This is a genomic window from Rhodoferax ferrireducens (assembly GCF_003347515.1).
Lineage (GTDB): Bacteria > Pseudomonadota > Gammaproteobacteria > Burkholderiales > Burkholderiaceae_C > Rhodoferax.
In genome coordinates this window covers 25,346-48,024 of sequence record NZ_QEII01000235.1, presented here as the reverse complement: position 1 = coordinate 48,024, position 22,679 = coordinate 25,346, and the positions used below count along the sequence as shown (strand labels likewise).

The 22,679-nt window shown below is 63.6% G+C and carries 14 protein-coding genes; 9 read left to right on the top strand and 5 right to left on the bottom strand.

Features of this window, described 5'->3' with window-relative positions:
* Positions 1–843: 843 nt before the first annotated feature.
* The 3 genes from C5P05_RS05670 to C5P05_RS05660 are packed head-to-tail and all read right to left on the bottom strand — an operon-like array spanning position 844 to position 8,915.
* Complete coding sequence (locus C5P05_RS05670; RefSeq protein ID WP_114968883.1) at positions 844–2,502, bottom strand: toll/interleukin-1 receptor domain-containing protein; 1,659 nt, start codon at positions 2,500–2,502, stop codon at positions 844–846.
* The gene (locus C5P05_RS05665) at positions 2,499–7,991 is read right to left on the bottom strand and encodes a CHAT domain-containing protein (protein WP_114968882.1); all 5,493 of its coding nucleotides are present in this window, start codon (positions 7,989–7,991) and stop codon (positions 2,499–2,501) included. Before C5P05_RS05665 ends, C5P05_RS05670 begins: the two co-directional genes overlap by 4 nt.
* Positions 7,992–8,012: 21 nt before the next feature.
* A complete protein-coding gene (locus tag C5P05_RS05660; protein WP_114968881.1) occupies positions 8,013–8,915 on the bottom strand; it encodes a caspase family protein in 903 nt (300 codons plus the stop codon).
* A 264-nt stretch (positions 8,916–9,179) separates the two neighbouring features.
* Between C5P05_RS05660 and C5P05_RS05655 the strand changes: the two genes are divergently transcribed.
* From C5P05_RS05655 to C5P05_RS05615, 9 genes are all read left to right on the top strand, one after another.
* Complete coding sequence (locus tag C5P05_RS05655) at positions 9,180–9,593, top strand: hypothetical protein (RefSeq protein WP_114968880.1); 414 nt, start codon at positions 9,180–9,182, stop codon at positions 9,591–9,593.
* A gap of 96 nt (positions 9,594–9,689) precedes the next feature.
* The gene (locus tag C5P05_RS05650; protein WP_232834359.1) at positions 9,690–11,039 is read left to right on the top strand and encodes a TolC family protein; all 1,350 of its coding nucleotides are present in this window, start codon (positions 9,690–9,692) and stop codon (positions 11,037–11,039) included.
* A gap of 13 nt (positions 11,040–11,052) precedes the next feature.
* Positions 11,053–12,699 (top strand): efflux RND transporter periplasmic adaptor subunit, encoded by a 1,647-nt coding sequence (locus C5P05_RS05645; protein ID WP_114968879.1) that lies wholly within the window; start codon positions 11,053–11,055, stop codon positions 12,697–12,699.
* A complete protein-coding gene (locus tag C5P05_RS05640; RefSeq protein ID WP_114968878.1) occupies positions 12,696–15,833 on the top strand; it encodes an efflux RND transporter permease subunit in 3,138 nt (1,045 codons plus the stop codon). Before C5P05_RS05645 ends, C5P05_RS05640 begins: the two co-directional genes overlap by 4 nt.
* 81 nt (positions 15,834–15,914) lie before the next feature.
* Positions 15,915–16,268: a copper-binding protein gene (locus tag C5P05_RS05635; protein WP_114968889.1), complete on the top strand. Its 354-nt coding sequence runs from the start codon at positions 15,915–15,917 to the stop codon at positions 16,266–16,268.
* 32 nt (positions 16,269–16,300) lie between these two features.
* Entirely contained in the window at positions 16,301–16,792 is a 492-nt protein-coding gene (locus tag C5P05_RS05630; RefSeq protein ID WP_114968877.1) for a hypothetical protein, read from the top strand.
* Positions 16,793–17,040: 248 nt separating this feature from the next.
* Positions 17,041–17,751: an RNA polymerase sigma factor gene (locus C5P05_RS05625; protein WP_114968876.1), complete on the top strand. Its 711-nt coding sequence runs from the start codon at positions 17,041–17,043 to the stop codon at positions 17,749–17,751.
* A gap of 30 nt (positions 17,752–17,781) precedes the next feature.
* Positions 17,782–18,354, top strand: coding sequence for a ferritin-like domain-containing protein (locus tag C5P05_RS05620; RefSeq protein ID WP_114968875.1), 573 nt, complete (start codon positions 17,782–17,784; stop codon positions 18,352–18,354).
* Between the two features lie 143 nt (positions 18,355–18,497).
* The gene (locus C5P05_RS05615) at positions 18,498–19,634 is read left to right on the top strand and encodes an ABC transporter substrate-binding protein (RefSeq protein WP_114968874.1); all 1,137 of its coding nucleotides are present in this window, start codon (positions 18,498–18,500) and stop codon (positions 19,632–19,634) included.
* A gap of 31 nt (positions 19,635–19,665) precedes the next feature.
* Here the strand turns inward: C5P05_RS05615 and thiL are convergent, their stop codons facing one another.
* Positions 19,666–20,664 (bottom strand): thiamine-phosphate kinase, encoded by a 999-nt coding sequence (thiL, locus tag C5P05_RS05610; RefSeq protein ID WP_114968873.1) that lies wholly within the window; start codon positions 20,662–20,664, stop codon positions 19,666–19,668.
* The gene (locus C5P05_RS05605) at positions 20,657–22,678 is read right to left on the bottom strand and encodes a site-specific recombinase (RefSeq protein ID WP_232834358.1); all 2,022 of its coding nucleotides are present in this window, start codon (positions 22,676–22,678) and stop codon (positions 20,657–20,659) included. The genes thiL and C5P05_RS05605 overlap by 8 nt, the downstream gene beginning before the upstream one ends.
* Position 22,679 lies beyond the last annotated feature (1 nt).

Below are 22,679 nucleotides of genomic sequence, written 5' to 3'. Positions count from 1 at the left end.
ATGGCCACCACGGACAGACGACATCGCAGCGCGGTCGAGTTCCTTGCGGGCGGACAGGTCTTGAATGATCAGATTGGATTTCATGGTGTAACTCCTAAAGTGGTTTGGGTTGGTGAGCATCAAGTTGGCTCGAAGAAGCTATTGCATGGGCCGTGCCAGATGCCGCGCCAGCGCCTGTAAATAGTTGCAAGTCATTGAAAACAAAGGAAAAAACGTGCTTTTTACCACGGCATGCCGTATGTTGTTCAGCCACTCAGACCGGGTGCGCTGTCTGGTGCTGTAAAACACATTTTCGACGACTGTCTGGAATGACCCATCACATGCTTGGCAAGCTTCACTTGGCGAAGGATGCGATCTGCCACGGTTCATGAGCTGGCGTTTAACTTAGGTCTGGAAACGAATGCCTTAGCGATGAATCGGGGTTGCTCTGCCAACGGCAGCAATGGCCAACTTGCCAGAGCGCTATCGTCTGGAACGACGACCAACCTTGTTGTCAGCGGTTACGACTGACTGTTGAATGGAGCCGAACTGAGCTGCCGAAAAGCAGCCTGTTGTGAGCGACTTTTTACGCTGCACTGCCGACCGACACCGGCGAAAACTGATCGTCGCCCTGGAATGACCGGTGTCGAGTTCTGAGGGCGGGAAAGTGACGAAATTGGACCCGTGACGGCAATGACCAGTTAAGAGAAATCAGTTCGACGCCACGCCTCGCCGCCACCCGTTTGACCATCTTGCTTTAGCCGATTTCGGTGGCCCAAAAAAAACTGGGCACATTGACCCACTGCCGGTCCAAGCGAAGTACTCGAATGAGGTGCAGGGAACGAGGTGCAGTTGTTGCGCGCACTAAGACGCCCCCTTGCACCCCGCCACCTCCAATCCCCCTGGTGCGCACAGCGAGCGGCCCAGCCAGATTTCATAGGTATCGGTCTTGGGCTTGGCATTGTGCAGGCCGCTGAGGACTGGTGGCGTGTTCAGTGCTTCGCCCGTCACCTTTCTGACCCAGCGCGCGTAGCTGCGGTCGCTCTTGCCTTGCACCCGCACCTGTGTGGTCGCGGGCGCGCGCTCGCCGACCAGCTCGATGGCGGGGGCCTCGTAGCCGAAGCTGCGCATCTTGCTGGCCAGCGCCTCGGCCATCGGTCGTTGCGCTTCATTGGCAATCTGGATATAGGCCACCGGCTTGCGTGTGCTCGCCTGTTTCAGCAGATCGCGCACCTTGTCCGCCTGTTTGGCTGTGTAGTCGCCCAGTGGTTCGGCGGCGAGGAGCAGCCGCCCAATCTCCGTTCGATTGACCTGCAAGGTGCCGGGCATGGCGCTTTTCAGCAGCACCAGCGTGTTGACCACGCCCGACGAGGCGCTCGTGCCCAGTCCGGCCGGGCCATTCTGGAGTACCTGCAAGGCCTTCTTGACGGCCAGGGGGACCGCATCGGACAAGGCCTGCGGGTCAAGCACCAGGCTCGTGGTGGTGTTGATGCGGCGCTCCTTGTTGTCATCGAATAAATCATCGACCGCCTGGGTCAGCAGCGCCACGCGCGCCGCAGGCGGGTCGATGCGCGGGGGCTGTCGGGGTGCCGCCTCTTCCGGCATGGCGGGCTGGGGGCTGGTGACGAGGCGCGTGATGGGCGTGGCTTCCCCCTCGACCCGGGCCAGCGATTGCACCTTTTTTTCGGCATCGATGCGCTGGCTGCGGTCCAGCGGCGCCTCGGTTGCGGCCAGTGCGCGCTTGAATGAATCGGAGGCGTCAAGCAGCTTGTCGGTCTGCGCGTAGACATGGCCGAGGTAGTAGTGGGCGCGGGCATGCGCCGGGCGGTGCTCCAGCGCGCTCAGGTATTCGTTGAGGGCTTTTTCCAGTTGCGGCACGCTGGCGTATTGCTGGTCCAGCCCGGCGCGAAAGTGGCGGTCGGCCTCGCTCTTGTCGAAGTCAATGCGGCGCTGCTTTTCCGCCTGTGCCGCAGCCTCGCCTTGTCGCTGGTCGCGCAGGTACCAGGTGGTGGTGCCGGCCAGCACCAGCGCCAGGGCGGTCGCCGTCATCAGCGTGGAGCGGCGCGGCCAACGGCTGCTGGGTCGCGGCGGCGTCAGCAGCAGCCCCGGCGCTGGGGGCTGGCGCTGGCGGACTTCGCGCAGCAGCTGCTGGAAAGTTTCGTCATCGGCGTCACCGTCCCAGTCCAGCAGGTCGAGCGTGTGCAACTGGCCAAAGCCCAGCGGCAACTCGATATCCTCGATGCGCACCGGCAGCAGCTTGCCCAGCTTGAGGGCACGCGAAGATTCGTCGCGCACGAAGGATGACCGCACTGACTCGGCCGACCACAGCACGATGACGACGGTCGCGCCCAGCAGTTGGGCTTCGATCACGGCCGTGAATTCGCTGCCGGCGGTCAGGTCGCGGTCCCACCAGACCTGCAGGCCGCTGGCGCTTAAGGCGTGCGCGAGTTGCTCGGCGAGCGGCCGGTCTTCGCGCGCGTAGCTGATGAACACATCGGGCGGCGCCATGCCCACGGCATTCATGCGGTCGCCAACGCCTTCAGGCCTTGCAGCAGCGCCATCGCAGCGCGCTGCTCAGGCGCACTGGCCACTCGCTGATACGGCTCCAGCGTGAAGCGCGCTTCGGTGTAGACCGAGTCCCAACTTGGCGCCGCTGGCACGCGCGCCTTGAGCTCGCGCAAGGTCTGCATCAGGCCGGGCCAGGAGCCGGCGAGGCGGCCCTGCGCCAGCGCTTCCAGCAGCGCCAGTTCGGTTTGCCCGACCACCGACCAGAAGTCGGGCCGCTCGCTGGCTGCCCGGTCCAGCGATTCGCGCACCATGCGCAGCCGTTCCTCGGTCAGGCGCGGCGCGCGCTGCTGCAGGAAGGCCAGCCGCAGCTCGGCACTGATGCAGTTTTTAGCCGGGTAGAACAGCTTGTCCGCCTGCACCTGGCGCGCCAGGGTCTCGGCGTGGGCGTAGTGCGCCGCCATTTTTTCCAGCGCCTTGAGCGAGGCCGCATCGTGGCCCGCACGCGCTTCCAGCAGCACCAAGCGCTTCCAGGCTGAACCGAGCAGGCTCTCGCGCTCCATCGTGGCCTGCAGTGCGACCAGCCGGCTGAGCTGGGCGATGCCTTCTTCGATCAAGGGGCGCGCAGTGGACTCGTCGCTGAGCGTCTCGCCGTGGCGCGCCAGTTCGTTGCCGAGTTGTTCGGCGGCCCGGAACGAGGCACTGCCGTCCGCCGCATTGACGGCCACGCGGTACCAGTCGATCGCCCGGGCGCTGTCCTGGGCCTGGGCATAGGCCAGGCCGAAGGCTTCGGCCACCGCGCCCATGGCGCCCCAGGGCGGGGCGAACTTCGATTCGAGAAAATGCAGTTTGTCGCGTTGCGCCTCGGCTTTCACGTTGCTGAAGCGGCTGCGGATGGCGAGCGTTTCAAGTGCCAGCGCGAGCGCCACCGGTGACGACACCGCCGCGAATTCGTCGCCCACCGGCGGCGCCTTGCGCTGGGCATCGGCGCCGCCGCGGCGCCAGGTCCAGCCCGGGTCGCCGTAACACTGGTAGGCGGCCCAGGTGTTGCCCTGCGGGCTCTCGCGCCAGGCCGCTTCGCGCGCGGCGGCGACGGCGTCGATAAAACGCTCGCCGCGCAAGAGCACCGCGTAGAAGGTGGTCGCGAACTTCTCGGCCGGCCCGTCTTCCACCGCCCAGCCGGCGGCGATCACGCAGCGCACGCCGACCTCGATCAGCGCCTGCGCGATGGTGGCCGCAAAGCTCGCGCGGTCGTAGGGCTGCAGCGTCAGCGAGGCGTCGCGCCCGGCCAGGTGGCAGCAGTTCAGGAACACCAGCTCGGGCACGGTGCGCATGGCCTTGATCTCGGCCGCACCCAGAAAGGTGTCGCCCGACAGCACCACGCCGCCCCGGGCGCCGGGTGCGCCGTGGCCGGCCACATGCACGACCCGGTAGGCGCGCTCGAACAGCGCGTTGATCACACTGCGCGCGTCGTCAGCGCCGCTGACCAGTGCGCGCACCTTGCCCGATTGAAGGCCATCGGTGGCGCTGGTCAGCCGCGTCATGACCGCGATGGCTTCGGCGCGGGCGCCCGGCAGCGGTGGGTAGCGCGTGGGGTCGCTCAGCGGCTCGCCGATCACCAGCACGCTGTCGTCGGCATTCGCATCCGACACCTGGGCGCGGAAGTCTTCGGTGCGCAGCTTGCGCAGCAGCTTGCTGCGAATCGCCCAGGGTCGCGGGTCGCCGCCGCTGTGCGCGGGGGCATCGGTGTCCAGCAGTTCCCACGGGATCACGGCCGAGCCGGCGTCGAGCTCGATCAGCATCTCGGAGGTGCCACCGAGGAACGGTTCCATCTCCACCGGCACCAGCAGCTTGAACAGCGTGCGCCCGATCTGCGCATCGCGGTTCGCGTCGTTCGAGGCCTTGGCCACCAGTTCGTTAAGCAGCGTGCCCTGCGCCTGCTGGGCCCGCACTTCGGTGCGGGCGCGCCGCGTGTCGAGCACGTACTGGATCGTCGGCTGGCCGTGGCTGTCGCGCGGGCCGGTCAGCGCGCTGATCAGGTCGTAGGCGGCGCCGCGGTAGCTCGAATCGAGCGAGCGCCGCAAGGCGCCGTCGCCGGAGCTGATCAGGCCCACCAGTTCCAGCTGGTTCGGCGTCGCGATTGACTGCACCTGCAGCGCACGCCAGGCATCGCTGGCGCGGTCGAGGTAGAACTCCACCAGGATCAGGCGGCTCAGTTGCGGCCAGCCACTCTGCAGCAATTTCTGGCTGGCTTCAAACACGCCTTGCGCGATCAACTGCGCCGCGCTGCCGGCGCTGATGCCGGTGCCGCCGCTGCCGATCAAGGTGGCCGCCAGCTCGAACTGCGCCACACCGCCCTGTTCCGACACCCGCTGCGCATAGGCCAGCACCGCCTGGCGCACGGTGTAGACCAGTTCGCTGGCGCGCAGCTTGCCCTCTTCACCGAGGCCCGCCACCACCACCGCCTGCGGCCGCGCCATGGCGAACACATTGTCCGGGTCATGGCGCTGGTTGCCGAAGATCTGGTGCGAGCCGGTGGCGTCGGGGTACAGGCCGGCGGCGAGCGACTTGCTCATGGCATGACCGACCAGCCCATCGACGACGCCCTCGGTCCCGGTCAGTACCAGCGAACGGTAGTGCCCAACCAACAAGGGCTGGCTGACGAATTTGAGGTCGCCGTTGTACACCGACACGCGCAGCGCCGCGCTCTTGCTCCGTGTGCTGCGGCCATCGGTATCGCTGCGCGCCAGGCCCAGCACCTCGGCCTCGCTCGACGGTGGGCGCGAGGATTGCAGGCCGCGCGAAGGCCGGTTGCGCACCAGCGGCGCCACTGCTGCCGCCGCACCGGCGGCGCCGCGCACGCCGGGGGCGGCGGGCTCCTGCACTTCCAGCTGGGCGGTCTGGCCGGTGTCGAGCAGCTCGATGTAGGCCGCGAAGGCGCTCGTCACATCGGGTAGCTTGCCGTGTTCGGCATCGACCTTCCAGGTGCGCACGCCCGGCAGCAGCGCGCTCGTCAGGGTGACGCGGCCGTCGCCGTCGTCGGGCGCGTCGAGGTATTCCAGCCCGTCGGCGGTCTGTGTGATGCCGGCCGGTGTGAAGCGCGCGTGGCCGACCACCAGCAGCATCTTCGGCGCATCGGCGCCCAGGGTCTCAAGCTGCGCGTCCAGGCGTCGGCGCAACTGCACCGCCTGGTCGAGAATGGCTTGCGGCGGTGCGCCCCACTCGTAGATGGTGCGCTGCGCCCCCTCGTCGTGCCAGAGGCTGCGCTCGCGCAGCGCCGCCATGTCCTCGTCGGCCAGCTTCTGCCAGGTGCTGGCTTTGTCGAGGCCGAGCGTGGGGTCGAGCAGCGCGGCCTGTAACTGGATGAAGCCGGGCATGCCAGCCATCATCTTGCGCGCGCCGCCGTTGTCGAACAGCGCGCCGAAGGCCACCAGCGCGTTGCCGAAGGTGTCGTCGCCCGAGAGCGTTTGCATCGGCGCCCACGAGCCGCCGTTGGGCGTGCCCAGCATCAAGAGGCGTGCGCCCTCACGCGCCATCATGCGGGCCCAGGTCTCGGGCTTTTCCAGACGCATGGTGCGCGCCACCAGCCCGCCCATCGAATGCGCGAGCAGGCGTACCGGTTGCTGGCTGGTGTTGCGCGCGGCCAGCGCGGCATCCACCGCCGCTGCCAGGCGCTGCGCTTCGTCTTCGATCGGGCGACGCCAGTCATAGGCGAAGGGGATCACCTCGTGGCTGTCGGCCAGGCGCTCGATCAGCTCGTCGTAGGTACTGCCAATCGGGCCGTCGGGCTCGACGCGCGCCGCCGTCGCCGGGTCCCACGCCAGTTTTTTGAGGCCGTTGACGAACCGAAAGCCGAGCCAGATGCGCTGGCCGTCAAGTTTGAGATTGGAGCCCAGGATGCCGGGCAGCACAAACACCGCCGGTCGGTTGGCGGCGTCGGCGGCATCGGCACCGCGCGAACGGGCCACTGCCTTGGCCGCACGGGTGCCACTCGCGTCCTCGCCGGCCCAGGACAGCGGACCGATGGTCGCGAAGTCGGCCGGTGCCGTCTCCAGCAGCGCGCTGGTGATCGCCTTGACCGAGCTCTCGTTGACGAAGTAGTTGAAATGCGAGACCTTGGCGCCGCGATCCAGCACAAAACTGGCGCCTGCACCGGCGGCGCTGGCGGCACGCGGCGCGCCGCCGTACATCGAACGGGTTTGTACGATCAGGTCGTTGTCGGTCCAGTAGAAGGCGTCGGACAACAGGGTCTTGACCCAGGAGCCGATCGAGTCGCCTTCCATGTCGCCGGCCACCACGCGCAGCTCACCGGGGAGGGCGTCGCTGCCGCCACTGCCACTGCCGTTCAGCCACTGCACCAGCGCGCTGCCGGGCATCATGGCTTCGATGCCGGGCAGCTCGTCGGGCTGGGCGCGCCGGCGCGCCACTTCACACAAAAAATCGAGCAACCGCGGCGCCACCGGCACGCCGCCGAGTTCCAGGCTCCACTTCAATACCGACAGGTAGGCGTCGAAGCGTTTGGACGCCAACAGCGTGCCGCGCGCCGGGCAGGCCACGCGCACTACGCGCTCGATCTTCAGGCCCTTGGCGATGGCCTCTTGGGACAGGGCTTGCAGATCGGTCCGTTGCTGGCGGTAGTCGGCACCGGCGAACAGCGCCAGCTCCTCGCTGCCGGGCGGCTTGCCGCCGCAGGCGCGCGCCAGCACCTCGGCCACCAGGCCGCCGCGCGAATGCGTGAGCAGGCGCAGGCGCGCCCCCGCTGGCATGGCGCGCACGAGCGTCAGGGCGTTGGCGATCGGGCTCTGCCCCAGGGTCGGATGATCGAGTGCGTAGACCCGGTCGCCGTAATGCTGGAACAACTCACGCACGGTCTGCGGGTGCAAGGTCCAGAGCTTGCCGAAGGTGCTGACGCTGTCGACGAAGGTGCCGTGCACCAGCACCAGCAGCGGCCCGCCGTCGGCCGCCGCCGGCACCGCCTCGCGCTTGCGGCCGCTGTCCTTGAGCGGCTCCAGCGCAGTCGCCGAGAGTTGGTACACGCCGGCGTCCACCGCACCGTCAACCTTCTTCGTGATGGCGGCGGCGGCCAGTTGGGCGGCCGGGTCTTTGGCCAGGCCGGTGATGAGCTCGAAGGCGCTGAGCACGGCCTGGCCCATCCAGCCGCGCGTGGCGCCGCGCGTGGCGCCTGCCTCCAGGCCCGGCCAGCCGAGCTGCGGCGAGACGACGACCTCGTTGTCGTCGGCCGCATTGACCGCACTGCGGCTGGCACCGGCGCTTTGCGCGCGCATCAGGTCGCGCGCGTCTTCGGGGTGCAGGTACAGCGTTGGCCCGTTGGCGATGCTCAGCACCACCACGTCCTCGCCCGGGCGGGCGGTGATGCGCACCGGCTCGGCGCCGCCGCGCTGTGCACCGACCCGCACCGAGGCCTTGCTGCTGCCGCGGGTGGCCGTACCGCCCGTCTGCGCCTGGCCCGGGATGATGAAGCTGATGTCTTGTGCTCGGGTGGCCATGGCGCGTCTCTAAGCCGGTCGTCAGACCGTGAAGGGCGTTTGTTGCAGAAAGCCACCCGCCTGGCCGAGCGTGAACAGGTTGGGTGACTGGCTGGCCGGCAGGGCGGCGCGGATGCGCGTGTGGAAGGCGTCGTAGCTGCCGCGGAAGCGGCCCTGGTTCCAGACTTTCAGCAGCGCTTCGGTGAAGGCACCGTTGTGTTCGCCGTCCATCGAAGTCTGGTTGTCCTGGCAGCCGGAGATCAGGATGACGGCCGGTCGAAAGCTGCCAACGAGTGTGGTCGCGTGCGCTGCCGCACCGACTTGCGCCAGTGCCGCCAGCGCCGCATCCGGGTCGACGACCGCCTTGCCGGCGGCCTGAATGACGTCCTGCTGCAGCTTGTCATAGAAGGCTTGGTGTTCGGTATAAACGCGCCGGGCCACGGCATCGGGCATCAGCTTGACGCGCTGGCCGGGGGGTGGCGGTGGCGGTGGCAGTTCACGCGTGACGCTGCCGCTGTGGCAGCTGTCGGACAGCACCAGGATGCGCACGCCGGCTTTGAACTTGCTGAGCTCCAGGTAGAGCTCATCGTCGATCAGCTGGCCGTCAAACAGGCACCAGGTCTCGTCCTTCTTGTCGGCCTCGTCGCCGTTCAGGTCGGGCACCTGGCCACCGTGGCCGGAGTAGGTCAGGAGAAACAGGTCGCCCGCCTTCAACGCCTTGGCCGCGCTGCGCAGGCTGGCCAGCATGTGGGCGCGCGTGGCTTTTTTGGTCAGCAGCACGGTGGACTTCATGCCCCTGGTTTTCGCGATGGCGGCCATGTCATTGGCGTCGAACTCGCAGGCGGCCAGCGGGCCGCTCCAGCCGCTGTAGGCCGCCTCGCTGACGCTGTTGAGGCCGATATGCAGCGCGAGGCCCTGGGCGCTTGCCGTCTTGTTGTTTGCCATGTCAAGCTCCTTTCGAAAGCCCTAGGCGAGATTGGCGCGCGTACTTCTGCCCGTGCCCCGACAAACATAGTCACTAGCGAGCGATTGGAGTCAGAGATCGGCGTCGTCAGCTTGATAAAAATCAATGATGGACAAGTGCCGGGTCAATAAAGCCTGAACCGCCGACCGTGTCGCTGAAGGCGCCAAAGTCGGAGTTCCCCAAACCGGTGCTCACGAACACGTCGTGCGCGCCTGAGGTCGGGGTCGTTGCGATAAACTACGAACATGAGAAAAGCCAAGTCAACTCGCACATGGATAGCCACTTTTGTGGCGCTGTGCCTGTTGTTTGCGCAAATCGCCACTGCTGCCTACGCCTGTCCGCAGTTGCTCAAACAGTCGGTTTCAATGATTGACGGCAATGCCGTTGTCATGGCGGACTGCGACTCCATGTCCGCAAGCCAGATGGACGAGGAGCAGCCAAGCCTGTGCAAAGCCTATTGCGAATCCGGCCTGCAATCGCATGAATCCAAAAACAGTGCGGATGTACAGTTGACGGCATTGGATGTCTTGTGGTCATTGGTTTGGATTTTCCAGCCAGCGTTGGAATCTGCGGCGCTTGCAGTCCCTGTAACCCAAACTCCCGAGCGACCGCCCGGTAGTCCACCTCTCTATCTAGTTCACCAAGTCTTCCGTCTATAAGCCCGCCCTGGCTTTGCGCTGGGCTCTGGCTTGTTCGTCACACATCGATGAACGCCTTGAGCGTTCCCTTCTTTGTGACGTTCGTGGAGGACTTTCATGGTTTCAATCTCCCCTCGCCGTGCGCTGGCTGCGGCCTTATTGGCGGCCTTGTTGGCAGCGCCGGCTGTGGTGCTGGCGGCTGACGCGCCGCCTATTTTTGCGCAAACCCAAGCCATGCCAGCGGTCAAACCGGATGCAGCGCCACTGACTTTGCTTGCCGCTTTGCAAATGGCCGTTGTCCAATCGCGGCTCATTGAAGCCGGGAGTTTGCAAGCCAGCGCCGCCCGTGAAATGGTCGTTGCTGCGGGGCAGTTACCTGACCCGGTATTGAAACTCGGGCTCAACAATCTGCCCATCAACGGTGAAGACCGCTTTAGCCTGACGCGGGATTTCATGACCATGCGCTCTGTCGGCGTCATGCAAGAATTCACGCGTGAGGGAAAGCGCAAAGCGCGCGGCATGCGCTTTGAAAAAGAGGCTGAAACCGCCGAAGCCAATCGCGCACTCACCTTGATCAACGTGCAGCGCAGTACCGCCGTGGCATGGCTGGACCGCTATTACCAGGAACGCATGGTGGATCTGCTGCTACGTCAGCGGGATGAAACCAGGCTGCAAATCGAAGCCGCTGATGCTGCTTATCGGGGGGGACGTGGCTCGCAGAGCGATGTATTCGCCGCCCGTTCAGTGCTCGCCCAGATGGAAGACCGCATTGCACAAGCGCAAGCCCAGGTAGCCACCGCCAAGGCGCAGTTGGCACGATGGGTCGGCGAGGTAGCGGCACAACGTTTGGCCGATCTTCCTGCAACCGACGTGCTGCGTTTGAATGAATCCAACCTTGATGCCCAGCTCCTGCACCACCCGCAAGTCGCCGTGATGGCGAAGCAGGAAGAAATGGCGCGGGCCGACGTTGAACTGGCACAGGCCAGCAAGCAGGCTGATTGGAGCGTGGAACTGATGTTCAGCCAGCGCGGCCCCGCCTACTCCAACATGGTTTCTCTTAACGTGTCGGTGCCCTTGCTGTGGGATCAAAAGAACCGCCAAGACCGTGAACTTGCAGCCAAACTGGCGACTGTTGCCCAACTGCGTGCCGAACGGGAAGACGCGGTACGCGCCCATACAGCCGAGCTACGCATCATGGTGCAGGAATGGCAAAGCAATCGCGCCCGTCTGCGACGTTATGACGAATCCATTCTTCCGCTCACAACAGAGCGCACACGGGCCGCCATCGCTGCCTATCGAGGTGGTGTCGCTACCGGGGGCACCCTCAGCGCAGTGCTGGAGGCACGGCGTACCGAGGTCGACATGCGCATGGAACGCCTGCGCCTGGAGATGGAAACCGCCCGCTTGTGGGCGCAACTCAACTATCTGACTCCTAATGCCAGCGACGCAGCAGCATCACACCCGTAACAAAGGAATCATGATGAAACGCAATCAACTGCTTATTGGATTGGTCGTTGTCAGCCTGCTGAGCGGCGCGGGCTATGGCGTGTATCGGATGGGGGTGCAACAGGGCATGACGATGGGGAGCGACGCTACCAAGCCCGCAGCAGCGACAGACACCCCGACACAGGCTGGTGCGGGTGCCATCCCCCAAAGCGTTGCCGAAGGCGAAGAGGCGACACGCCGTCATATCGAGAAGGGCATCAAAGCCGGCGACGTTGACCCCGCCACCGGACGCAAGGTGCTGTACTACCACGACCCCATGGTGCCGGGGAACAAGTTCGACAAGCCTGCCAAATCTCCTTTCATGGACATGATGCTGGTGCCCGTCTATGCCGACAGCGACGGTGACGACAGCAAAGTCACGGTCAGCCCGCGCATTCAGCAAAACCTTGGGATACGAACGGCAGCCGTCACTGAGGGCCTGTTGTCGCCACAGGTCTCCGCCGTCGGCAACATCGCCTTCAACGAACGCGACCAGGCCTTGGTGCAAGCCCGCGCCACGGGCTATATCGAACGCCTGCATGTGCGTGCCACGCTGGACCGCGTGCGCAAAGGGCAGGCATTGGCCGAACTCTATGTGCCGGACTGGATTGCGGCGCAAGAAGAATTCTTGTCGGTGCGGCGCATGCAAGGCACGGATTTGGCGATGCTGGTCGATGCCGCACGCCAGCGCATGCGCCAAGTGGGCATGAGCGAAGAGCAGATTCGCCTGGTTGAGAACAGCGGAAAAACCCAGCCACGCATCACCCTCACTGCGCCTATCGGCGGCGTGGTGGTGGAACTGACGGCGCGAGAAGGCATGACGGTCATGCCCGGTGCCACGCTGTTCCGCATCAACGGCTTGTCATCCGTGTGGGCCGAGGCGCAAGTCCCCGAGAGCCAGGCCGCGCTGATTCGACCCGGCACCAAGGTGCAGGCCCACAGTGCAGCCGCACCCGGCACAGCCTTGCATGGCACGGTACAGGCGATATTGCCCGAGGTCAATGCGGCGACCCGCACGCTCAAAGCCCGTGTGGAGCTAGCCAACCCCGGCAATGTCTTGGTACCCGGCATGTTCGTGACCATGCAGTTCATGGATATGCGGGCTGAAACATCGTTGCTGATTCCGACTGAGGCAGTGATTCAGACGGGTAAGCGCGTGGTGGTGATGCTGGCCGAAGAAAAGGGCAAGTTCCGTCCAGTCGAGGTGGAAATTGGTATCGAGAGCAATGGGCAGACCTCCATCTTGCGTGGCCTGCAAGCCGGGCAGCGTGTGGTGGTGTCGTCACAGTTCCTGATTGATTCGGAAGCCAGCCTCAAAGGTATCGAGGCGCGCCTGAACGACGCACCCAAGCCCGGCGCGGCCAACACGGCACCGCGCCATGAGGGTGAAGCCAAGATTGAGGCCATCGGGAAAGACAGCATCACTCTGTCTCATGGGCCGATTGCGTCGCTCAAATGGGGCGCGATGACCATGGATTTCAAGCTGCCCGCCAGTGGCAAGCCGCGCAATCTGGAGCAGGGTGACAAAGTGAGTTTTGAGTTCTACATGGATGCGGAGGGCTTGCCGCAACTCATCCGCATAAGCCCCATGGCCTCCGAGGCGAAAGCAATGCCCGCCAAGGCCACAGTAAGCAAACCATGATCGCCAAGTTCATCCGTTGGTCCATCGTGAACCGCTTCCTGGTATTGCTGGCAACCGTGCTGCTGAGCGCCTGGGGCGTGTATTCGCTGCTTAGAACACCGCTGGACGCGCTACCTGACCTGTCGGACGGACAGGTCATCATCCGCACCACCTATCCGGGACAAGCGCCGCGCATCGTCGAAAACCAGATCACCTATCCGCTGACGACAACCATGCTGTCAGTGCCGGGGGCCAAGACAGTGCGCGGCTATTCGTTCTTTGGCGACTCCTTTGTCTACGTGCTGTTCGAGGACGGCACCGATCTCTACTGGGCACGTTCGCGCGTGCTGGAATACCTGAACCAGGTGCAGTCGCGCCTACCTGCTGCGGCCAAAGCTTCGATTGGACCAGATGCCACGGGTGTGGGCTGGATTTACCAGTATGCGTTGATAGATCGTAGTGGCACGCAGGACGCTTCGCAGTTGCGAGCCTTGCAGGATTGGTTTCTCAAGTTTGAGCTGAAAACCATCCCCAATGTGGCCGAGGTCGCCTCGGTCGGTGGCATGGTGCGCCAGTACCAGATCGTGCTCGACCCGAACAAGCTGGCGGCTTACAGCATTCCCCACACCAAGGTGGTCGAAGCAATCCAGAAGGCCAACCAGGAAACGGGTGGCTCGGTGCTGGAGTTGGGCGAGGCCGAATACATGGTGCGTGCGTCAGGCTATCTGCAAGGCCTTGACGACTTCCGCAAGGTGCCATTGATGACGACTGCCGCGGGTGTGTCGGTACGACTGGGCGACGTTGCGCGCATCCAGCTCGGGCCAGAAATGCGCCGTGGCATTGGTGAACTGGATGGCGAAGGCGAGGCCACGGGTGGCGTGATCGTGATGCGCTCTGGCAAGAACGCGCTGGAGACGATCGCCGCCGTCAAGGCGAAGCTCAAGATTTTGCAGTCCAGCTTGCCCAAGGGCGTGGAGATCGTGCCAGTCTACGACCGCTCCGGCCTGATTGAACGCGCCGTGGACAACCTGACGCACAAGCTGCTGGAGGAGTTCATTGTTGTTGCTGTGGTGTGTTTCATCTTCCTGTTTCACTTGCGCTCGGCTTTGGTGGCCATCGTCTCGCTGCCACTGGGCATTTTGGCTGCCTTCATCGTCATGCACTACCAGGGTGTCAATGCGAACATTATGTCGCTGGGGGGTATTGCTATCGCTATTGGTGCCATGGTCGATGCGGCGGTGGTGATGATCGAGAACGCGCACAAGCATCTGGAGCAATGGGGCCATGCGCATCCGGGAAAAACACTGCAAGGTGAAGCCCGTTGGCGCGTTATCGGCGATTCGGCCGCAGAGGTAGGGCCTGCGCTGTTCTTCTCGCTGCTGATCATCACGCTGTCGTTCATTCCGGTGTTCACGCTGGAGGCGCAAGAGGGGCGGCTGTTCTCGCCCCTGGCTTTTACCAAGACCTATTCGATGGCAGCAGCGGCAGGTTTGTCCGTGACCTTGATCCCCGTGCTGATGGGCTACCTCATCCGTGGCCGCGTTCCTGACGAAAACAGCAACCCGCTGAATCGCTTCTTGATCGCGGTTTACCGCCCGCTGCTCAATGCCGTGCTACGGGCACCCAAGATGACCTTGGTGGTCGCAGCGGTGCTGCTGGTCTTGAGCCTGTGGCCGCTGCAACATATTGGCGGCGAGTTCATGCCACGTCTGGATGAGGGCGATTTGCTCTACATGCCGTCAGCTCTGCCAGGCCTGTCGGCAGGCAAGGCCAGTGAACTGTTGCAACAGACGGACCGCCTGATCAAGACCGTGCCCGAAGTGGCCAGCGTGTTCGGCAAGGCCGGACGGGCCGAGACCGCCACCGACTCCGCACCCATGGAGATGTTCGAGACCACGATCCAGTTCAAACCTAAAGAGCAGTGGCGGCCTGGCATGACGCAGGACAAACTGGTGGAGGAACTGGACGCAATAGTCAAGGTGCCGGGCCTGGCCAACATCTGGGTGCCACCGATCCGCAACCGCATCGACATGCTGGCCACCGGTATCAAGAGCCCAGTGGGTGTCAAAGTTGCGGGGACCGATCTGGTCGAGATTGACCGCATCGCAGGGGAAATTGAGCGAGCGGTGAAGGAGGTGCCAGGCGTCAGTAGCGCATTGGCCGAACGGCTGACGGGTGGGCGCTATGTGGACATCAATATTCGCCGCGAAGAAGCCGCACGCTTCGGTCTGAACATTGCCGATGTGCAGTCGGTAATTTCTTCGGCGGTCGGCGGAGAGAACATCGGTGAGACGGTTGAGGGCCTGCAACGCTTCCCCATCAATCTGCGCTACCCGCGCGAATTCCGTGATTCATTGGAAAAGCTGCGCGTATTGCCTATCGTCACGGAGCGAGGCCAGCGCCTGGTTCTATCGGATGTGGCCGATATTCGCATCACCGATGGTCCACCCATGCTGCGCAGCGAGAACGCCCGTCTGTCTGGTTGGGTCTATGTGGATATTCGCGGCCGTGACTTGCGCTCTGCCGTGCAGGACATGCAAAAGGCGGTATCCGAAAAAGTTGTTCTGCCCGCTGGTTATTCGATTTCCTGGTCTGGCCAGTTCGAGTACCTGGAGCGTGCCATGGCCAAACTCAAGGTGGTGGTGCCGTTCACGCTGCTCATTATCTTCGTGCTGCTGTATCTGACGTTTTCTAGCTTCGGCGAGGCGGTACTGATCATGGCTGCGCTGCCGTTTGCGTTGGTCGGGGGTATCTGGCTGCTCTACCTGCTGAGCTACAACCTGTCGATAGCCGGTGCGGTGGGCTTCATCGCCCTGGCCGGGGTGTCCGCCGAGTTCGGCGTGATCATGCTGCTATACCTGAAAAATGCCTGGCAAGACCGTCTCGACCAGGGCAAGACCAGCGAGGCTGATCTGCTCGGCGCCATCGTTGAGGGCGCGGTGCTGCGCGTGCGGCCCAAGGCCATGACGGTGGCAGTGATCCTTGCGGGCCTGTTCCCGATCATGTGGGGAACTGGCACGGGCTCCGAAGTCATGCAGCGCATTGCCGCGCCGATGGTGGGCGGAATGATCACCGCGCCTCTATTGTCAATGTTTGTCATTCCGGCTGCCTACCTGCTGATGCGGCGGCAGCATGAGCGCAAGGCCACGACGTAACGACTTGCGTTCTGGAAAAAATGATGCATGCCAACCTTTCTTGAAACCATTTCCCTTAACCCCTCTGAAACGGAGAATCCCATGAAGAAAATTACCACCACCCTGATCGTGGCCGTCACGCTGTCGGCCTCTGTCGCGTTCGCGCAGCAGAAGATGGACACCATGAAACCCATGGACATGGCCAAGAAACCAGCCACCGAGGCCCAGATGGCCCAGATGACGCACAAGGCTCTCGGCGTAGTCAAGAAAGTCGATCCCAAGGCTGGCGTGGTCACTCTTGCCCACGAAGCCGTCAATAGCATGAACTGGCCCCCGATGACGATGGGATTCAAGGTCAAGGACAAGGCGCTGCTGGCCAAGCTGAAGGAGGGCCAGAAGGTGGCGTTCGAGTTCGTGCAGGAAGGCGACGACTATGTCGTCACCCAAATCAAGTAACAACGCGCAATGCAAGTCAACAGCCTTGGGCCATGACGATGAAAATCGGTCCATCTCGCGTTGCGCCCGTATGGTGCTTTGCGGCCCTGTTCGTCGTCGCCGTGCCAGTCAACTATTTTTGGGAAATCGCTCAAGGCTTTCTTTTTGTTGGAATGGATTGGGGAAGCGTCGCCACTTGGGTGCATTGCTTTATTGCAAGCGTGGGCGATGGCTTCCTCGTGTGGATCATCTTTGCAGTCGGCTGGCTCACGTTCAAGCGGTCTGATTGGTTTGTCGATCCCCGTGCTCTGCATTACAGCGTGATGCTGATCGTCGGACTCGGCCTTGGCGTTGTTGTCGAATGGGTCGCTGTTGGTCTCATCAACCGTTGGACATACACAGAACAAATGCCGCTTATCCCAGGTTTGGTGATTGGCCTTGTTCCAGTCATCCAGATGGTGGTTTTGCCGCCTGCAATATTCTTTGTCGTGGCGGCGTGGATTAAACACAAAGAGATGAATTCGAATCAAGCGAGCCGTGCCTAATAAGCCCCCATTCTGCCCATCATTCCGAAATACATCACGGCCATGCCGATGGCGCCCAGAATGGCCATGCCACCAATGGTTGCGAGCCTGCATAGTGCAACCTGGTCAAACCAAGAACGACAAGACCACGGAGAGCCAGCACTGGCGCTAGCGGCTCTCGTCCGGACGTGATGCTGCTGACTCACCGGCTGACTGAAAAAATCCGGAACGCCAAAGACCTGCCGGCCATCTAATGCACAGGAACACGCATGAATACCTCCACCACAAGACACGCCCTGCCGTCAGACGCCAGCTCAGATGCCGAGCTGGTCAGTCTGGCACTGGCCGGCAACGATTTGGCTTTCGCGCGGATCATGCGACGCTACAACCGGCTGCTTTTTCGCACGGCGCGCAGCATCCTCAAGAGCGACGACGACACGCAGGACGCGCTGCAGGAGGCCTATCTGCGCGCCTGGCGTGCGCTGGCCAGCTTCCGCGCGGACGCCAGACTCTCGACCTGGCTGGTCCGCATCGTGGTCAATGAAGCGCTGGGACGGCTGCGCCGCGGCGGTGCCCAGGTCCTTCCATTGAGCGCGGCCATTGAGACCGATGGCGAACCCCTGGAGCTGCAAATGCAAGCCAACCCCGACGAACAGCCGGACCGCGTGGCCATGCGCGCGCAGGTGCGCCAGCAGATGGAAGCCCGAATCGACACCTTGCCCGACGCGTTTCGCGCCGTGTTCATGTTGCGCGGGGTGGAAGAAATGAGCGTGGAGGAAGTGGCCACGGCATTGGGCCTGCCCGAGGCCACGGTTCGGTCCAGGTTTTTCCGCGCGCGCGGCATTTTGCGCGAAGGCTTGTCGCGTGATATCGACATGGCCCTCGGTGATGCGTTCTCCTTTGCCGGCCCGCGCTGCGACAGCATCGTCGAGGGTGTGCTGGCAAAAATTGCCCACGAGCGTGAACCCTCTCGCGCGTGATCTGTCAGGTTTTTTTTACTGGAGATCGTTATGTCATTTTTTCTAATGTCGAGTCCCATGGCTGCCCGGCGGCTGTTTTTGGGCCGCTCGGGCGGCCTGGTGTTGTCGGGTGCGGCGGTCGCACTGCTGGCCGGCAATGACGCGCTGGCCGCCACGGCGGATGGCGCCAAAGCTGGCGACATTCAAATTCTCAACACCGCGATCGGGGCCGAACTGGAGGCCATCGCCGCCTACCAGCTGGGCGCCGAAAGCAAGCTGCTGACCAAGCCCGTGCTGGATTTGGCGCTGACGTTTCAGGGCCACCACAAACAGCATGCGACCCTGCTCGCCGGCACGGTGGAAAAGCTCGGCGGCAAAGCTGCGACGGCCAAAGCCAAGTACGACTTCCCGGTGAACCAGCTTAAAACGGAACTCGATGTGCTCAAGTTCGCGGCGCGGCTGGAGCAGGGGGCCGTGAGCGCCTACCTCGGCGCCGTGCCCTTGTTTGGCAATCGCGATCTGTCCAAGGCGGCGGCCAGCATCCTGGGCGACGAAGCCATGCACTGGGCCGTTCTGCGCCAGGCCATGGGCGAACCTCCGGTGCCTTCCGCCTTCATGGCCTGAGGCGGGACCCGGCCCGGGTTCTTGCGGCTACTTGCGTTCTTGCGTGCCTTCACCACGAGGCGAACTGTCTTTGTGGTGTTGTAAGATTTTGGGGCACCGTTTTTCGGCGCATTCCAAAATAAATTATTAGCAAGCTTGCAACCATGTCTGTCACACGTCTTCTTTCCCTTCTGTTTATATGCGGCGCGGTCCATGCCGCCCCGCCCCCGGTCTCTGTCAGCGACCTCGTGATCGGGCAGGTCGCACCGCTCTCCGGCGTGCTGGCAAAAACGGGCAAACAAATGGTGGCCGGCGGCCAGATTTATTTCGACCACATCAACGCCCAAGGCGGCATCAATGGCCGAAAAATTCGCGTGCTCATCAAGGACGATGGCTACAAAGTGGATGAAACCGTGCGCCTGACACGCGAGTTGATCGAATCGGACAAGGCGCTGGCCCTGTTCGGTTTTGCCGGCACCGGCAATATCGCCGAACTGCTCAAGCTCAGTGTCTTGAAGGAGGCCAATATTCCCCTGGTCGCGCCTTATACGGGCGGCGAACCGCTGCGCAGCCCGTTCAATCCCTACATCTTTCATGTTCGCGCCGGCTATGGTGACGAGGCCGAAGCCATGGTCAATCAACTGGCGACGATCGGGATCAAGAATATTGCGGTGTTTTACCAGAACGACCCTTTTGGTTTGGCGGGGCTGGCCGGGGTTGAAGCCGCCGCCGCCAGGCACGGTGCACAAATCGTCAGCAAAGCGAGCTACGAGAAAAATACCGAGAACGTGGAGCAGGCGGTGAATGCCATCGCCAAGGCGGGACCGCAAGCCGTGATCATGATTTCGATCACCAAATCAACGGCCGCCTTCATACAGCGCTTTCGCAAGCTCAATGAAAGTGCCTTGTTGTTCAGTATTTCGGTGGTCAACGTGAATGATCTGGTGGAACTGGTCGGCACCACCAGCTTGCGCGGCATTGGCATCACGCAGGTGGCGCCTTCGCCGACCTCGGGTGTTTTGGCGACTGCGCGCGAATACCGGACCTTGTTGAAGAAGTACGCCCCGCAGGAGGAACCGTCCTACACCAGTTTCGAAGAATTTCTCGGCGCCAAGGTGCTGGTGGAAGGGCTCAGGTGTAGCGGCGCGAACCCGACCCGGCAGAAATTGATGGAAGCGCTGGCCTCCATCAAGAATTTCGATCTCGGTGGACATGACATCACTTTTGGCGAGAACAACCGCATTGGCTCGAAGTTCGTTGAAGTGACGATGATCAATGGCGCGGGCAAGCTGAAAAAATAACGACGGGCGGGCGCCTTGGTGCCATGTCGCGTCAGGCGAAGTGGTCGAACGAGGTGTAGGTGTTGGGCACGGATTGGCCGTCGCCATCCACCAGTCGCAGGCCGCGCTCCAGCGTGATGTGTCCGATGTGCGTGACCGGCGTCTGACTGGTGTGGGCGGCCGCCGCCACCAGGGTGCGGGCGGCGGGTGGGGCGGTGAACAGCAGCTCGTAATCATCGCCACCGGCCAGCGCCCAGTTCAGCCATTGATCCTGGCCGATTTCAGTGTCAAATTGACCTATAGCCCTCGTGTAATATGCGTAAGAAGCTATTAAATTTGTAGCAACTTCGGTATCCACGGTGGCCCCCACGCCGGACTGTTTCAGGATGTGACCGAGGTCGCCCAGCAGGCCGTCGCTGACATCGATCGCCGCCGTGGCAATGCCGCGCAAGGCCAGGCCCAGCGCTACACGCGGCGTCGGCTGTTCCAGGCGCAGACGGGCGGCGTCAAACACCGGCGCCGGTACCGACAGCGTGCCCCGGAACACCTCCAGCGCCAGCCGGGCGTCGCCCACGGTGCCGCTGACATACAGGTCATCGCCGGCCTGGGCGCCCGAACGCAACAGTGCCTGTGAGCGGGCATTGACCACCGGCACCTCGCCAAACACGGTGACGCAGATGTTGAGCGGCCCTTGCGTGGTGTCGCCGCCCACCAGCTCGCAGCCGTGCGCATCGGCCAGGGCCAGCAGGCCTTTTGAGAACGGCGCCAGCCAGGCGTCGTCGGCGCGCGGCAGCGCCAGCGCCAGGGTAAAGGCCAGCGGCTTGGCGCCACAGGCGGCCAGGTCGCTCAGGTTCACGGCCAGGGCTTTGTGGCCCAGCTTGAACGGGTCCATGGTGGACAGAAAATGGCGGCCTTCCACCAGCATGTCGCAGGAAATGGCCAGTTGCGTGCCGGGGGCGGCTTGCAGCAGCGCGCAGTCGTCGCCCACGCCCAGCACCGCGCGGCTGGCCGGGCGCTTGAAATAGCGCTCGATCAGGTCAAATTCACCCATTGACGGTTTCCTGTTGCACCGCCGCCTTGACCGGCCAGAAGAAGCTCAGCGGCATGCTGCGCCAGCGCGCCCAGATGGCCGAACGGATGCGCGAACGGTCGACGCCGCTGACGTTGTGGGCGCGCAAAGCCAGGCGGAAAGCGAGGTAATAACTGACCCCGACATTAAGCACACTGGTCACCACCAGGCCCGCAATACACCACCAGAAAACCGGCAAATGCAGCACCTCCAGGCCCAGCGTTGCGCTGGCGGCGGCCAGTTGGCCGGTCGACAGGGTCACATGGCGCACCTCCAGCCCGAGGCCAAAAAAGGTGGCAAACGCGGGCGTCAGTCCCAGCATGAAGCCGAGCGAAATATTGCCCGCCAGGCCCGAGATGTTCTCGCGCATGAAGTGGGCCCAGCGGGCCGCCCGCTCGGTGCCCAGCGCGGCGGTGATGCGCGGGTTGTAGCGCAGCGACGAGTCCATCCGGTGCAGCACGAACCAGTTTTCGACCCAGCCGGCAATGATGCTGGAGGCAAACAGCAGGACGCCGGTGAACGCCGCAAACAGCGCGGTGGGACCGAGCAAGGTGAGGGAGTCCAAAACGTGGGTTGCTTCAACCGCATTCAGCATGTGTTCGCCAGTGAACTGCCAGAGCGCGAAGCTGATCAGCAGCACGCACGGGGCCACCAGCGCCTGGTTGCCGACCACGGCCGCCACCTGCGAGCGCACCAGGTGGGTCACCTCGGTGACGAAGACGTCCACCGCCCCCGGTGCACTGAGGTCCTTGAGTTTGACGGCCATGGCCGGTGCCGTCATGGCCGGTTGTTTGGTGGCCACGGTCCAGTGCATGAACTGGATGAACACAAAACACAGGGCGTAGTTGAGTCCGGCAAAAAAACCGCTCCAAAACACCGACAGGCTGAGCGAAAACACCATGAACTTGACCAGCGTGCCGATCGACATCACGGCGCCGCCACCGGCAGAGTCGCGCAGCATGTCCCGGTATTGGGCCCAGTTGCGGGTGATGTAGTGCTCGCCGGTCTCGGAGCTGCGCTCGGCGACCTTGGCCGCCAGCATGGACGAGTTGGAGGCAATCAGGGCCCGCACGCTGCGCCGTTCCTGGCCCACGGTGACCAGTTGCGCCAGCAGCCGGGTGGTGCTGGTCAGCGGGTTGCCGGACAGCAGGCAGTCCAGCAGGGCGCGAATGCGCAACACCCGTTCGCGCAACTGGCGCAGCTGAAACACCAGATTGACCGAGATGCCATGCGCGTCCAGGTGGGTGTAGACCGAGGCCGCCGCGCTGCGGCAGGCTTCCAGCCGTTCGCGCAATTGCTGCAGCGCGGCCTGACGCTCCGCGCTGTCCTGCGCAGGGGAGGCCAGATAGGCGTCGCGCAAGGCGTCAAAGTCGCGGTCCAGGGCGTGAAACGGCCCGGCTTCGCGGGCTGGCGCGCTCATGCGCAGGCGCAACTCGGGTGAAAAACCGGTGGCTCGGACCTGGCTGGTGCAAAAAGTGAGCGCTTCCAGCACGGTGTCCTGCCACGGCGAGGGGGCGGGCCTCAGATAATCATCCTGTGCCGGCTGCGCCGGCTGCAGCAAGACGGCGAGGCGCTCCAGCGTGGTCTCATCGAGCGCCGCCAGCCACTGGGCATCAAAAGCGTGACCCAGCACCAATGAAAACAGCGCCGAGGCGTCGGTCGTTTCGGGTGTGCCGGGCAACAGCTTCTGGTACAGGCGCTCGGCGAATTCGCTGACAAAGGCACTGCGCGAAGAAAAGCCATAGTCGGCCAGCAAGGTGGAGCCGTCAATGATGTCCACCAGCGCCTGCCACCAGGCCTGCACACGCGCCTGCAGCTCGGGGCGTGCCTGCACGGCGTCCAGTAGCAGCTGGATCCGGGCCAGCGTGGCCGGGACTGAACGGCAGTCGCCGCGCAGCCATTCAAACAGCGCAATCAGCCAGAGGTGGCGTTGCACCAGTTCGGCCTGTGGGTCCAACGCATCCAGCAGTTCCGGCAGGTCGCGCAGCGATGCCATG

Bases quoted from the DNA above. Each gene is read 5' to 3' on its own strand.
- thiL (WP_114968873.1), bottom strand. From the start codon at position 20,664: ATGGGTGAATTTGACCTGATCGAGCGCTATTTCAAGCGCCCGGCCAGC.
- C5P05_RS05670 (WP_114968883.1), bottom strand. From the start codon at position 2,502: ATGAATGCCGTGGGCATGGCGCCGCCCGATGTGTTCATCAGCTACGCG.
- C5P05_RS05660 (WP_114968881.1), bottom strand. From the start codon at position 8,915: ATGGCAAACAACAAGACGGCAAGCGCCCAGGGCCTCGCGCTGCATATC.
- C5P05_RS05655 (WP_114968880.1), top strand. From the start codon at position 9,180: ATGAGAAAAGCCAAGTCAACTCGCACATGGATAGCCACTTTTGTGGCG.
- C5P05_RS05630 (WP_114968877.1), top strand. From the start codon at position 16,301: ATGACGATGAAAATCGGTCCATCTCGCGTTGCGCCCGTATGGTGCTTT.
- C5P05_RS05635 (WP_114968889.1), top strand. From the start codon at position 15,915: ATGAAGAAAATTACCACCACCCTGATCGTGGCCGTCACGCTGTCGGCC.
- C5P05_RS05620 (WP_114968875.1), top strand. From the start codon at position 17,782: ATGTCATTTTTTCTAATGTCGAGTCCCATGGCTGCCCGGCGGCTGTTT.
- C5P05_RS05645 (WP_114968879.1), top strand. From the start codon at position 11,053: ATGAAACGCAATCAACTGCTTATTGGATTGGTCGTTGTCAGCCTGCTG.
- C5P05_RS05650 (WP_232834359.1), top strand. From the start codon at position 9,690: ATGGTTTCAATCTCCCCTCGCCGTGCGCTGGCTGCGGCCTTATTGGCG.
- C5P05_RS05605 (WP_232834358.1), bottom strand. From the start codon at position 22,678: ATGGCATCGCTGCGCGACCTGCCGGAACTGCTGGATGCGTTGGACCCA.
- C5P05_RS05665 (WP_114968882.1), bottom strand. From the start codon at position 7,991: ATGGCCACCCGAGCACAAGACATCAGCTTCATCATCCCGGGCCAGGCG.
- C5P05_RS05615 (WP_114968874.1), top strand. From the start codon at position 18,498: ATGTCTGTCACACGTCTTCTTTCCCTTCTGTTTATATGCGGCGCGGTC.
- C5P05_RS05640 (WP_114968878.1), top strand. From the start codon at position 12,696: ATGATCGCCAAGTTCATCCGTTGGTCCATCGTGAACCGCTTCCTGGTA.
- C5P05_RS05625 (WP_114968876.1), top strand. From the start codon at position 17,041: ATGAATACCTCCACCACAAGACACGCCCTGCCGTCAGACGCCAGCTCA.